Raw genomic sequence first — 13,581 nt, 5'->3', positions numbered from 1 at the left:
TTATAAAAATATTTAATGTCAAGTTGAAAAAATATTATCTGGTTGAATGGAACGGAAGAAAGAACGGTGGCTAACTATTGCAAGCGGTTGTAACTGTATCGGTTAAAGGCAACATCTTTTATCAAAGCGAAAAAAATGCCTCCCGTCATGTGGTAAAAACCAAAAGGGATTCTCAAACCTTATTGGTTTGAAATTCTAATGCGAATAAAATAAACGAGCAGCAACGTCGTTCCTATCGCCGTGACAAGAAACGTCGCCGACGGCGCAACAAAATACCAGATCAGTCCCGCGATGGAACTTGCGAGCATTGTGAATATACTTTGAAATGCCGAATAAGTTCCTATCGCAGTTGCCGTATCTTTTTTATCGCAAATATTGCTGATCCATGCTTTGGTAATTCCCTCCGTTCCGGCGGCATACAATCCATATAGAAAAAACAGAAAATAAAAAACAATCAGCTCTTTATTAAATGCAATTCCTGCATACACGACGGCAAATAACAGGAGTCCGCTCATAAACGTTTTACGAAATCCGATCCGGTCGCCCATAATGCCCATGGGATAAGAAGCCAGCGCATAAACCAGATTGTAAAATATATAAATTGAAATAACATGCGCATCGTCAAATCCGCGATGTTTGATCATCAGCAGCAAAAAAATATCGGAACTATTGATCAATGCAAATGCCAAAAGACCGAATAATAATTGACGATACGCGGGCGGGCTTTCTTTCCAATAATGGAGGAAAGAGAAAAACGAACTCGTCACCACTGCTTTGGGCTGAGTATTTTTTTCCTTGATCAATACCGTCAGCGCGATAGCGCACACGCCCGGAATGAACGCAATAAAAAATAAAGTTCGATAGGATTCAGGATAAAATTGAAGAAACAGCAACGCGGTTAGCGGCCCCAGAACGGCGCCCATTGTGTCAAACGCGCGATGAAACCCAAACACTTTTCCTTTGTGCTCCGGCGTGGTTTCATCCGACAGAATTGCATCGCGCGCACCGGTGCGGATACCCTTGCCCAGCCGGTCCGTTGTTCGCGCAAACAAGACCCACAATGGATTAATGAACGCTGCCATCATGGGTTTTGAAATGGCGCTCAGCGAATACCCAAGCTGCACGAACGGAACGCGCTTCCCGATCGCGTCCGAAAGTTTGCCAAAATAACCCTTGCTTAATCCTGCCGTCGCTTCGGCAATTCCTTCCAGTATGCCGATCCAGATGGCCGAAAAACCGATGCTCTGCAGATACATCGGCATCACCGGATACAACATCTCGCTGGCAAAATCTGTAAATAGACTTACCAGCGATAATATCCAGATCGTGCGGGTGATGATATTCATTATGCTATTCTTTCCAACCGCCCCCACATTCGTTAATCAATAAACTTCAAAAAGTACGCCCCCGCCTTGGAGGCTGTTGCAATATGATATGCTGTCTTCAAATCTTTTACTTGATTCATGCTTTGGTATTCCCGGCCTTGATAAAAATGCCGGCGAAACCCGCGTTCGCAGTATAAATTCTGCGAAAAACGGCTTTCATTAACGTTCTAATTCAACGTATCGTGAAGATTGAGCATCGTTTTTCGCAACCAAATCTGCGAACGAGGGTTTGGGCATTTTTATCACAGCCGAAATTTTCTTTGCCGCTTTCTTTTTAAAAAGAAAGCGGATTCAATGCCTATGCCTGAATACCTTTTGGAAATTCCACGCGTTGTGAAACACTTCTCGCCTGATGCAAATGCCTTTCCTGATGAGTCACGAGTATGGAAAAACATTCACCTAAACTGAACTTAAAATGCGAATGCACCGGCGAGTGAAGTTTAATCGTATTAATATCCCATCCATCGCATTTTTTTATCAAAACTAGGAGTTCCTGTTCATGAAGAATGAAATCTTCCAATATTTTTTTTCCCTCAGTTCTAACCGAAGGTCTAAAAGCAAGTGGCGTTTTAAATTTTAATAAGAAACCGGGCCGTTGTGCATAGATGGAAAATCTTGCAATAAATCCGGGGCGGTACGGTTTCTTCTCCGTCAATGCTCCCGTGATCGTCTGATCAATGGCCTTTTTTATGTTTTTAAAATACTGTTGATCGGCAATGATAATGTGATCAATACATTGCGCTACGCTCCAATTCTTATGATCCGGTTTCCAGTTTAGCTGCGCCGGATTGTACATCGCAAACATCTGTCGCGTGGCATCAATATGTTTTTCAATCTGAAGGCTCAAATTTTGAAGATGTGCATTTTTTACATCGGCCATAGCTACACCCTTTCAAATCTCCTTTCTTTCAATGAAAAAGAATCAAAAGAATGACCGTCCTACAATAAATTACTCGCCAATTCCGCCAACGCGCTTCGCTCGCCTTTCACAAGATTCACATGAGCAAAAAGTTCCTGCCCTTTCATTCGGTCGACCAGATACGTAAGCCCGTTGGATTGGCTGTCGAGATAGGGCGAATCGATTTGATAAATATCGCCTACGAAAACCATTTTTGCCCCTTCGCCGGCGCGCGTAATGATCGTTTTGATTTCATGCGGCGTGAGATTTTGCGCTTCATCCACGATGAAAAATATTTTATCCAAACTGCGCCCGCGAATATAAGCCAGCGGCGCTATCACGAGCTTCTCTTTTTCAACCATTTCCGCGATACGGGAATGTTCCGAACTTTCCGAAGGATACTTGTGTTTGATCACAGCCAGATTATCCCACAAAGGCTGCATATACGGATCGAGTTTTTCATGAATATCGCCAGGCAAATATCCAATGTCTCGGTTACTGAGGGGAACTACCGGCCGCGCAAGATAGATCTGACTGTAATTTTGCCGTTGTTGCAGAGCCGCCGCTAAAGCCAGCAGTGTTTTGCCGGTTCCTGCTTTGCCGGTGAGCGTGACAACCGGAACCTCCTGGCGCATGAGCGCGTCCAGCGCAAAAACCTGCTCTGCATTGCGCGGTTCAATCCCGTACGCCGGCCTTTTCACAACTTTCTCCAATACGCTCGCCGCGGGATTAAAATGCGTCAGCACGCTGCTGCTGTGATTCTTCAAAATATAATATTCGTTCGCCATGGGTTTCTTCGGCAATTTGATCTCGTCTAACGTCACTCCATGCGGCTGTTCATAAAATTTGCGTATCACCGTCGTATCAAAATCCTGATGCACTTGAATGCCGGTGTACAATTCGTCGATGTTCCGGATCTTACCCGTCTCATAATCCTCCGCAGGTATACCGAGCGATTTGGCTTTCATGCGCAGGTTAATATCTTTGCTGATAATGATGACCTCGCGGTCCTTGCGCTTGGTACGTAATTGATCGGCGAGGGCGAGAATGCGGTGATCGGGCTTGTTCACGGTAAATGCGCTGGAAACCATCTCTGAAAAAGGTTCCCCTACTTCCACAAAAAGACGTCCGTGGCTTTTGCTGAGCGGCAAACCTTTTTTGAATAATTGATCTTTGGAAAGCTTGTCCATCTCGCGGATAAATTCCCGCGCCTGAAAATTGATCAGATCGCTGCCTTTCTTGAAAGTATCGATCTCCTCCAGCACGACGATCGGGATCACCACGTCGTGTTCTTTGAAATTATAAATACAGGTGTAATCGTACAGGATCACATTCGTGTCCAGGATAAAAAGCCGTTTCTTTTCATCTTGATTACGTGTTGTCATCATGCCTCGCGGGTTGGTGAATAAATCATTTGTTCAAAAAAAAAGCACGTGGATAATTAATCCCGCGCTTCGTAAAAATCTTGTGATTGTAAAGTGTGTAGTTGAACCATCTAATATATCCGTCTATTTATGTTGCCCCTATTTAATCGCGATTATAAACCTCGATCGCATTCTCAATCTTGCCGTTCTGCATAAAATAAGGCACCCAGGATAAATTCGCCACGATACCGCCCCCTACCATGAGTCCTACTGAGGGCGGATGATCTTTATCCACGCCGATGAATGCCGACCCGATCAGTCCCACGCCGGCCAGAACCAAAACGATTTTGGCAACGCCCAGATTTTTGTGTTCCCGTAAAAGCTGTATACTTTTTGGATTGTCGGACAGCGCGGCCATCAGATTGTCTCTGGAGGCGGGCAACAGGTCGTTTGTATCTTTTGAGAAATAGTCGAACCGGGCAAAAGTGGTCGTGCCCGGATTATAGTACGTCACTCTTCCGCCCGGCGTGGACATGGAATTCCATGAACCGGCCGTGGAATACATTTGATGCGTCGTAAATAAATTGACCTTGCCTGTCTGAGTGCGTTTAACCAACTTCTCAGGGCTGTAATACCCGCCCGTATACGTATTGGCAAAATAGCCTTCCTCATTTTGAAATGCCCGTATCTGTTGTACGGTATATTTGGCGGTGTCGTTGAATAACAAATATTCAGAACCAAAAAGCGGCGACTTCAGTTCCACTTTTCCGTAAATCGTTTCTCTTGATTTGAGTGTGATAAAACTCTGGTTGGAATCAATTCGCGTTTGAGTAAAACCCGTAAGGGTCAGAACAGACAAATTCAGAAGAATAAAGATGAACATGACCCTATAAGAAAAAAAGGCATATAGGCCAGGAAGTCCTGTGCCTTTATGCCTTTTCGATGTCTTGTATTGAACGTTCACTATGGCAGACGGCTCTTTCGTTGTCAGTTAAGAAGCTCCGATCGCAAAGTTCATCCGGTTCAAAGAACAAAGTGGGTAATTAGGAACACCCCATACTGTTGCCGCAGTTCAAACATTTATAACACGCGCCGTTGCGCACGGTCATGTGCCCGCATACGTCGCATGCCGGAGCGTCGCCCATCATCTCGCTGAGTTGTCTTTCCATCAGGCTCGCGTGAGCTGCTTTAGAATCTTCGGTCATGTCAGGGGAATTTGTTTCCTCAGACTTAGGCTCTACAATGTCAGTCGGTTGAAGTTGTCCGTCCAGTGTCGGGGGCACATGCACGAAGTCCATACGTCCGAGATATTCCATGCCGAGCACGCGGAAAATAAAATCCAGGATGGACGTTGCATTTTTGATATTCGGGTGATTCGTAAATCCGCTCGGTTCAAATCGCGTGAACGTAAATTTCTCTACAAATTTCTCCAGCGGAACGCCGTATTGCAGGCCCATCGACACCGCCACGGCGAAGCAGTTGAGTAAACTGCGGTACGCCGCGCCTTCTTTAAACATATCGATAAAGATCTCGCCCAGTTCCCCGTTATCATATTCGCCGGTGCGGAAATAGATCTTATGCCCGCCGAGCGTAACTTCCTGAGTAAATCCGTGCCGTTTGTGCGGAATGGGTTTCTTCTGGCCGCGTTTTAGTTCCTTGCTCATCCGGTCGACAACGTCTTTGACGGCTTTGTCTAACTGCTCCTGCGTGATCGTTCCGGCAATATCGTCCATATCGCTGCTTGAAGATTTATTGCTGAGCGGCTGGGAAAATTTCGATCCGTCACGGTACAATGCCACCGCTTTGAGTCCGAGTTTCCAGCCTTCGAAATAAATTTTTTCAATATCTTTCACCGTAGCTTCATTCGGAATATTCACGGTTTTGGAAATCGCGCCGGAAAGGAACGGCTGCACGGCGCCCATCATTTTGATGTGGCCCATCGGATCGATGAAGCGTTTGCCGATACCGCATTTATTGGCGCAGTCAAAAACCGCCAGATGTTCCTCTTTGAGTAAATGCGTGCCTTCCACGGTCTGCGCGCCGCCGATGTAAATCACCGCGCGGGAAATTTGTTCGCCGGAAAGCCCGCGGGCTTTGAGCGTTTTAATATTGATGTGCGGCGTCCATTCGTCGAGCGATTTATTCTTATTGACATACGCTTCCGCTTCTTCAATCTGCGCGTCGGTAAATCCTAATTGATTGAGTTGTTCCGGATTCACATACGGCGCGCCTTTGAACGTGCCGTGTCCGAGAATGTATTTGATAATACCGTCGATCTCTTCGGCTTTATAACCGAGTTTGCGCAGCGACTGCGGAATCGAACCGTTTACGATCTTGAAATAGCCGCCGCCGGCAAGTTTTTTCCATTTGACGAGCGAGAATTCCGGTTCAACGCCGGTCGTGTCGCAGTCCATCAAAAGCCCGATCGTGCCGGTCGGCGCCAGCACGGTGGCCTGTGCATTGCGGTAACCGAATTTTTCTCCCATCGACACGCAGGCGTCCCAATCTTCACGAGCCGCTTTGAGCAGCTCTTCCGGGCAATTTTCCGCATCGATCTTATACGCCGCATCACGGTGTTTATTCATCACACGCATCATCGGTTTTTCGTTTTTCTTGTAACCCGCAAAAGTACCTTTGATCGATGCAACTTCAGCGGAGCCGCGATAACCCCATGCATGCATGATCGCGGTAATAGCGCCCGCCCATGCGCGTCCTTCTTCGCTGTCATACGGAATTCCGTTGACCATGAGCAGCGTGCCGAGATTGGCATAACCCAATCCGAGCGGACGATAATCGTGACTGTTCTGGGCGATCTTATGCGTCGGATACGACGACATGTCAACTAAAATTTCCTGCGCAATAATGAAAATGCGGCTCGCTTCGCGAAATCCATCGATGTCGAACTTGCCGCTCTCGTCCGTGAGTTTCATTAAATTGATCGAGGCGAGATTACATGCCGTGTCATCGAGGAACATGTATTCGGAACACGGATTGGATGCATTAATTTTGGCGGTGTTAGGACTGGTGTGCCAGTCGTTGATCGTGTCGTCAAACTGAATGCCGGGATCGGCGCAACCCCATGCCGCGTTGGCGATCTGATCGAATAGGTCCCGCGCTTTGTACGTGTCAACTACTTCGCCGGTCGTGCGCGCGATGGTATTCCATTTGCCGTCCTCGAGAACAGAGTTCATGAACTTATCCGATACACGAACGGAATTATTTGAATTTTGTCCGGAAACCGTTTGATAAGCCTCGCCGTTAAAATCGGAGTCGTAACCTGCATCTATAAGGGCTTTGACTTTTTTCTCTTCCTTGACTTTCCAGTTAATAAAATCCACGATCTCCGGGTGTTCCATATCAAGGCAAACCATCTTTGCCGCGCGGCGCGTGGTGCCGCCGGATTTCGTAGCACCGGCTCCACGATCCAGCACCGCAAGAAAGGACATGAGGCCCGACGACGTGCCTCCGCCAGAAAGTTTTTCCTGTTTGCCTCGCAATGAGGAAAAATTACTGCCGGTGCCGGAACCGTATTTGAATAGCCGCGCTTCGTTTTTGGCCAATTCAAAAATACCCATCAGGTCGTCGCCAACCGATTGGATGAAACACGCGGAACACTGTGGATGAGAATAAGAATCATCGGTTGCTTCAACGTTGCCCGTTTTCGCATTCCAGAAATAATTGCCGCCGGTTCCCGATATACCGTACTCGTGATAGAGACCGCAATTAAACCACACGGGGGAATTAAACGCGCCCATTTGATTGATCAGGAGATGCGTGAGTTCCATCTCAAATACTTCCGCGTCGGCCGACGTGTCAAAATAACCGTGTTTTTCGCCTTCAGCACGAATGGTGTGTGCGACGCGATGAACTAACTGCTTAGCGCTCGTCTCATGGCCGGTTCCAGGAACTCCCGCTTTGCGGAAATATTTGGATGCGGCAATATCCGTCGCTAATTGAGACCAACTTTTTGGGATTTCCAGATCTTTCATTTCAAAAACGATCGAACCGTCAGGTTCGGTAATCATACTCGTGCGCTTTTCAAATTCGATCGCGTCGAAGGGGTGAACGCCTTCTTGCGTAAAGTATCGTTTAAAACGCAATCCTTTGGCGCCTTCGTATGAAATGCCATTGATCTCGTTTTTTCCGGCCTTGCTTGGAAATGACTTTTTCACATCCTTCACTTGGATTTCAGGGTTTTGAACGGCCATGATGAAAAATCCTTATGGGTTTTGAGTTATTTTTAAAAATGTTTTAAAAAAAATCTATAGTTGCGAACCGAAAAGACTTTTGAAAGAAAATAAATCCCTTGTTTCTGAAGTACTTTTTTCAAAAAAAGAAAATAAGACCATTTGAAAGTACTGCGAACATGACTGCCATCAAATGTAACAGACAGTTAATATTTTTTTGAAATGCCTTCTCTCTAGGAAAGACAATTCTAACAGGGGTATAAACATTATAAAGCACCTTGTTTTCAAACGCAAGAAATTTTTATGAATTCACATAATCCACAAGTTATCAACATTACTAATGTAATAAAAACAGTTAGTACAGACAATAAAAAAAAGTTATTAACATAATATTAATTTGAACAATTTTTGAACAATTTACAGCACCAAAAAACGGATTTCTTATGAGAATTTTTGAACTAGAATTCGCATAATATATAACATCATGAATATAGACGTTTTTAGACTTAGGCAAGTCCGGATACTCGCCTCGTGTCAGATATTTTTTGCGTTTCATGGGCAAGCCGATAAAGTTCTTGCTTTTTTTTTCCAAAAAAGGTATAATCTTAACCAGAAAATAAGCCTACAGGAGACGAATCAGCCACCTATTCGCCGCACACACTCATGCATATCATAATTCTTTCGAATAAAACACCCATGAAACAGCTAATAAAACTTCGGAGCTTCGTTTATGCTTCCTTTTTCATCTATCTTATGGTCATCGGTTGGTAAAAAAATATTGACCGGCCTTACCGGCATTCTGCTAACCCTTTTTGTGATCGGTCATATGGCCGGTAACATGAGTCTTTTTATCGGTTCCGTGGCGTTTAACTCATATACCAAAAAACTGGAAAGCCTGGGTCTGCTCCTTTATGTTATCGAAATCGGATTGGTCAGTGTGTTTGTCATTCACGCCATCATCGGTATCTCAATTTACCTGAAGAAACGGGAAGCGCGACCGGAACCATACATGAAATCGGGCGACGCGAGCGGCAACACACAAAAAACCGTATCTTCCGTAACCATGATATGGACAGGATTGATCATGCTGGTATTCACGGTTCTACATCTGATCACATTTAAGTACGGGCCGCACTATCTGACGGTAATAGATGGCGTAGCGGTGCGGGATCTGTACCGGTTGGTCATCGAAGTCTTCCAACGCCCATCGTACACGTTTGGTTATGTCATCGTGATGATACTCTTGGGCTTCCATCTTCGTCACGGGTTTTGGAGCGCATTCCAGTCGCTCGGTTTGACCAATCCCCGAATGAAAGCGATCGTATACGGACTCGGGATTTTTCTCTCGTTCCTTCTTGCAATTGGTTTCTTGTCAATGCCGTTATGTATTTATTTTGGATTAATTAAATAAGCTTTTCCCACGGAATGCACGGAATAACACGAATGAATAATGTCCGAAAAATTAATTTATCGAAATGAAAGCTATGCAATACTAGGTGCGAGTTTCAATGTATATAAAGATAAAGGCTGTGGTTTTTTAGAAGCAGTATACCAAGAGTGTCTGGAAATTGAATTTGGAATTCAAGAAATCCCATTCGAGTCACAGAAAGATCTCAAGCTCAGTTACAAAAGTAAAATTTTGAAACAAACTTATAAACCTGATTTCATTTGCTACGATAAGATAATTGTAGAACTTAAAGCGGTTTCTAAAATTGCAGATGAAAATCGGGCACAAATGTTAAATTATTTGAACGCCTCCGGCTTCAAGCTTGGCTTATTAATAAATTTTGGTCATTATCCCAAATTAGAATATGAACGAATCGTTCTTTAATCTTTTTGTGTATTTCGTGTGTTCCGTGGGAAAAATTCACGGGTAAAAAATCTGAGGAGAATATAAATGAAACTGGATTCGAAAATTCCCGACGGCCCTCTAGCCGAAAAATGGGACAAACATAAATTTGATATGAAATTGGTCAATCCCGCCAACCGCCGTAAATATACTATTTTGGTAGTTGGAACAGGTTTGGCCGGCGGCTCCGCAGCTGCTACCTTAGGCGAATTGGGTTATAATGTCAAATCGTTCTGCATTCAGGACTCACCCCGCCGCGCGCACAGTATTGCCGCTCAAGGCGGAATCAATGCCGCTAAGAATTATTCTAATGACGGCGACAGCGTTTGGCGTTTATTTTATGATACGATCAAAGGCGGCGATTATCGGGCGCGCGAGGCCAACGTTCACCGCCTTGCGGAACTGAGCGTCAATATCATCGATCAATGCGTAGCCCAAGGCGTTCCTTTTGCCCGTGAGTACGGCGGCCAACTGGACAACCGTTCCTTCGGCGGCGCGCAGGTGTCGCGCACGTTTTACGCCCGCGGACAGACCGGGCAGCAACTTCTGCTTGGCGCGTACGGTTCTATGATGCGCCAGGTCGACGAAGGACGTGTGATGATGTATGCCCGCAGGGAAATGCTCGACCTTGTGGTCGTAGACGGCAAAGCCCGCGGCATCATTGTCCGGAATCTTATTAACGGAGAGATTGAGTCGTATTCAGGCGATGCGGTACTGCTCTGTACCGGCGGATATGGCAATGTGTTTTATCTGTCTACCAACGCCAAAAACTCTAATGCAACCGCCGCCTGGCGCTGCTATAAAAAAGGCGCCACTTTTGGAAATCCGTGTTACACTCAGATCCACCCGACTTGTATTCCTCAAAGCGGAGACTATCAGGGCAAATTAACTCTCATGAGTGAAAGTTTGCGTAACGACGGCCGCGTGTGGGTTCCTAAAAACAAAGGCGATAAACGCGCCCCGGACCAGATTCCGGAAGATGACCGCGATTATTATCTGGAACGCAAGTATCCTAGTTTTGGCAATCTCGTTCCGCGCGACGTGGCCTCACGTAACGCAAAAGCCGTTTGTGACGAAGGACGCGGCGTGGGAGAGACCGGCCTCGCCGTGTATCTCGATTTTTCCGACTCGATCCAACGTCTGGGCGAAGCGGATATCAAAGAAAAATACGGAAACCTTTTTGATATGTACGAGCGTATCACCGGTGATAATCCCTACCAAACCCCTATGCGCATCTATCCGGCGGTGCATTATACGATGGGCGGATTGTGGGTCGATTACAATTTAATGAGCACTATCCCGGGCTTGTTCGTTCTCGGCGAAGCTAATTTTTCCGACCACGGGGCCAATCGCCTCGGCGCCAGCGCTCTGATGCAGGGTCTTGCCGACGGTTATTTTGTTATCCCTTACACTTTAGCCGATTATCTTGCGAAAAATACTTTTAAAAAAATCACTGAGGATCAAAAAGAATTCACAGCAGCAACTCAAGAGGCCAAATCGCAGATCACAAAACTACTTTCTATCAATGGGAAAAAAACAGTCACAGAATTTCACCGCGAATTGGGAAAGATCATGTGGGATCATGTGGGTATGGCACGAAATGAAAAAGGATTGAAATATGCGTTGAAGGAAATTCCGAAACTTCGTGATGAATTCTGGCAGAATGTTATGATCCCGCGTGATGGCGATACTCTTAACAAGAACCTGGAATTTGCCGGGCGTGTTGCAGATTTTCTGGAATTAGGCGAATTGATGGCGCGCGACGCGCTGCTTCGTAATGAGTCCTGCGGCGGTCATTTCCGTGAGGAGTTTCAAACGCCGGAAGGCGAGGCGAAGCGTGATGACAAAAAATTCGCTTACGTAGCAGCCTGGGAATATACAGGTAAAGACAAGAAACCGATTCTCAATAAAGAACCACTGAAATTCGAAAACGTTCATTTAAGTCAACGCAGTTATAAATAATAATTTTCACCGCAATGTTGATTCATGGCGCTTTTGCGGTAAAAAACGCGAGGAAATATGGATACGAATAGTAAACTAACTCTGAAACTAAAAGTCTGGCGACAGAAAAACGGGAACACCAAGGGAAAATTGGCAGACTATACACTGACGGATGTTTCAACGCACATGTCTTTTCTGGAAATGCTGGATGTGCTCAATGAACAGTTGATCAAAACAGGCGAAGATCCGGTGGAATTTGATAACGATTGCCGCGAAGGTATTTGCGGTATGTGCAGTCTGGTCATCAACGGCGTCGCCCATGGCCAGGAATCCAGTACCGCCTCCTGCCAGCTTCATATGAGGAAATTCAACGACGGCGACACCATCACGATCGAACCATGGCGTTCGAAAGCGTTTCCTGTAATCAAAGATCTTGTCGTGGACCGCACAGCTTTTGATCAGATCATATCTGCGGGCGGCTACACGTCCTGCCGCGTCGGATCGGCGGCAGATGCCAATAGCCTGCTCGTGCCGAAAGATATGGCTGAAAAAGCGATGGACGCCGCGGCATGTATCGGATGCGGCGCTTGCGTTGCCGCCTGCCCTAATGGATCGGCCTCTCTGTTTGTTGCTGCAAAGATCGCCCAATTCTCCTATCTTCCGCAGGGTAAGGCAGAAAGAAAACAACGCGTGCTGAATATGGTCGGAAAAATGGATGATCTTGGATTCGGCGACTGTTCCAATCACGGCGAATGCGAAGCCGCGTGCCCCAAAGAGATATCGATTACCCATATCGCTATTATGCGTAAGGAGTATGTAAAAGCGGCTTTTAGCTAAGTAGATTAAATATTTGTTTTTGAAAGGGGTTGCGCAATGCAACCCCTTTTTTTTGGTTAACCCGACCATGATTCTAAACTTTGTGAAACATTTATTTATTAGTAGCGTATTGGGGGGCGCAAGGTTATTGATAATCAATTTACAAATCTAATATTATGCGAAAACAAATTGTTCTATTAATTATTGTTTTAGTTTTGGCTGATTCATCCGCATATAGTCAAAAAACAGAACGAGAATCTACTAATAAAAAGTACTTTGTAGGAAGCTCACTTTTCATTCTTGCAAATCTAAATACAAATCAGGCCAACCCGCCTGATTTTTTTCAACTCAACGTTGGTTATCGTATAACTCCCAAAGATGTTGTTTCAATAGAAGCAAAAACATGGAAATATGCTTGGCCATTGGGAATCCCCTATGGAAAATCATTTGAAGCTCCCGAAGAAGAATACCCGGGATATATTAGAACGTTTGGTGTTGCGCTTGTCTATCAGCGTTTTTTCTGGAAAGGAGCATATGCAGCCGTTCATGCAATGAATGCTTTACAAAAATATGCAGATGAAGATAATAAAAAGATTCAAAACGGATACCAGTTATTTATGACTTATCGTTTAGGTTATCATTTTCAACTCCTTAAAAACCGGTTTTTTTTAGAGCCTTCGGTGGCAATGACTCACTGGCCTATCAATACCAACGTCCCTGAAACATTTGATAAATTAGAAAACAAATGGCCGAATTATTTCTTGTTTGAACCGGGGCTTCACTTTGGTTACAAATTTTAAGAGATAATTAATGTGCAATTTTAAAAAATAATGTGAAAAAAAAAGAGATCATAACATCTGGAATCAATTTCTTATTGAACAAAACAATCAAAAGAGACAAACAAATGAATACTCAACATGGTAGGATAAATAGTACTAAACGGATAGGTGTTGGTTTATCATTCATAATTTTTCCGCTAATTTTTATCTTTGCTTTCGCCGGACATCCCAATCTTTTAAATCCTCATTTTTTAGGACCGGCAGAACTCATTCAAAGAGCGCATAATAATTTACTGCTTCATTTTGGGCATGCTTTAGTTACGCTGTGTACAGGCCTGCTTATTGTTGTTGCAATTCATTTC

Annotated in this window: 10 protein-coding genes; 5 read left to right on the top strand and 5 right to left on the bottom strand. The window is 45.0% G+C overall.

Annotation, left to right across the window (positions count from 1 at the left end):
* Nucleotides 1–179 precede the first annotated feature (179 nt).
* The 5 genes from F9K33_15695 to F9K33_15675 form a co-directional block, all read right to left on the bottom strand.
* Nucleotides 180–1,346 (bottom strand): MFS transporter, encoded by a 1,167-nt coding sequence (locus F9K33_15695; protein ID KAB2877735.1) that lies wholly within the window; start codon nucleotides 1,344–1,346, stop codon nucleotides 180–182.
* Nucleotides 1,347–1,683: 337 nt separating this feature from the next.
* The gene (locus F9K33_15690) at nucleotides 1,684–2,265 is read right to left on the bottom strand and encodes a DinB family protein (GenBank protein KAB2877734.1); all 582 of its coding nucleotides are present in this window, start codon (nucleotides 2,263–2,265) and stop codon (nucleotides 1,684–1,686) included.
* Nucleotides 2,266–2,324: 59 nt separating this feature from the next.
* Nucleotides 2,325–3,668, bottom strand: a complete 1,344-nt coding sequence (locus F9K33_15685; GenBank protein KAB2877733.1) for a PhoH family protein — start codon at nucleotides 3,666–3,668, stop codon at nucleotides 2,325–2,327.
* A 142-nt stretch (nucleotides 3,669–3,810) separates the two neighbouring features.
* Nucleotides 3,811–4,530 carry a hypothetical protein gene (locus F9K33_15680; protein ID KAB2877732.1) on the bottom strand — a complete coding sequence of 240 codons (720 nt, stop codon included), beginning with the start codon at nucleotides 4,528–4,530 and terminating at the stop codon, nucleotides 3,811–3,813.
* Between the two features lie 160 nt (nucleotides 4,531–4,690).
* A complete protein-coding gene (locus F9K33_15675; GenBank protein ID KAB2877731.1) occupies nucleotides 4,691–7,855 on the bottom strand; it encodes a vitamin B12-dependent ribonucleotide reductase in 3,165 nt (1,054 codons plus the stop codon).
* 709 nt (nucleotides 7,856–8,564) lie between these two features.
* Here F9K33_15675 and F9K33_15670 point away from each other — a divergent pair.
* The 5 genes from F9K33_15670 (at nucleotide 8,565) to F9K33_15650 (ending at nucleotide 13,240) form a co-directional block, all read left to right on the top strand.
* On the top strand, nucleotides 8,565–9,245 hold the full coding sequence (locus F9K33_15670) for a succinate dehydrogenase cytochrome b subunit (GenBank protein KAB2877730.1): 681 nt from the start codon (nucleotides 8,565–8,567) through the stop codon (nucleotides 9,243–9,245).
* A gap of 39 nt (nucleotides 9,246–9,284) precedes the next feature.
* Nucleotides 9,285–9,665 carry a GxxExxY protein gene (locus F9K33_15665; GenBank protein KAB2877729.1) on the top strand — a complete coding sequence of 127 codons (381 nt, stop codon included), beginning with the start codon at nucleotides 9,285–9,287 and terminating at the stop codon, nucleotides 9,663–9,665.
* A gap of 66 nt (nucleotides 9,666–9,731) precedes the next feature.
* Nucleotides 9,732–11,645, top strand: a complete 1,914-nt coding sequence (locus F9K33_15660) for a fumarate reductase/succinate dehydrogenase flavoprotein subunit (protein ID KAB2877728.1) — start codon at nucleotides 9,732–9,734, stop codon at nucleotides 11,643–11,645.
* Between the two features lie 57 nt (nucleotides 11,646–11,702).
* Complete coding sequence (locus F9K33_15655) at nucleotides 11,703–12,461, top strand: succinate dehydrogenase/fumarate reductase iron-sulfur subunit (protein KAB2877727.1); 759 nt, start codon at nucleotides 11,703–11,705, stop codon at nucleotides 12,459–12,461.
* Nucleotides 12,462–12,616: 155 nt separating this feature from the next.
* Complete coding sequence (locus F9K33_15650) at nucleotides 12,617–13,240, top strand: hypothetical protein (protein ID KAB2877726.1); 624 nt, start codon at nucleotides 12,617–12,619, stop codon at nucleotides 13,238–13,240.
* The last annotated feature ends 341 nt before the right edge of the window (nucleotides 13,241–13,581 follow it).

This window comes from bacterium (assembly GCA_008933615.1).
Taxonomy (GTDB): domain Bacteria; phylum CLD3; class CLD3; order SB21; family SB21; genus SB21.
This window is presented reverse-complemented; position numbering and strand designations above follow the sequence as displayed.

Excerpts from the sequence above, each read along its gene's own strand:
- F9K33_15655 (KAB2877727.1), top strand. The coding sequence starts at position 11,703 with ATGGATACGAATAGTAAACTAACTCTGAAACTAAAAGTCTGGCGACAG.
- F9K33_15665 (KAB2877729.1), top strand. The coding sequence starts at position 9,285 with ATGTCCGAAAAATTAATTTATCGAAATGAAAGCTATGCAATACTAGGT.
- F9K33_15685 (KAB2877733.1), bottom strand. The coding sequence starts at position 3,668 with ATGACAACACGTAATCAAGATGAAAAGAAACGGCTTTTTATCCTGGAC.
- F9K33_15680 (KAB2877732.1), bottom strand. The coding sequence starts at position 4,530 with ATGTTCATCTTTATTCTTCTGAATTTGTCTGTTCTGACCCTTACGGGT.
- F9K33_15650 (KAB2877726.1), top strand. The coding sequence starts at position 12,617 with ATGCGAAAACAAATTGTTCTATTAATTATTGTTTTAGTTTTGGCTGAT.
- F9K33_15690 (KAB2877734.1), bottom strand. The coding sequence starts at position 2,265 with ATGGCCGATGTAAAAAATGCACATCTTCAAAATTTGAGCCTTCAGATT.
- F9K33_15695 (KAB2877735.1), bottom strand. The coding sequence starts at position 1,346 with ATGAATATCATCACCCGCACGATCTGGATATTATCGCTGGTAAGTCTA.
- F9K33_15660 (KAB2877728.1), top strand. The coding sequence starts at position 9,732 with ATGAAACTGGATTCGAAAATTCCCGACGGCCCTCTAGCCGAAAAATGG.
- F9K33_15670 (KAB2877730.1), top strand. The coding sequence starts at position 8,565 with ATGCTTCCTTTTTCATCTATCTTATGGTCATCGGTTGGTAAAAAAATA.
- F9K33_15675 (KAB2877731.1), bottom strand. The coding sequence starts at position 7,855 with ATGGCCGTTCAAAACCCTGAAATCCAAGTGAAGGATGTGAAAAAGTCA.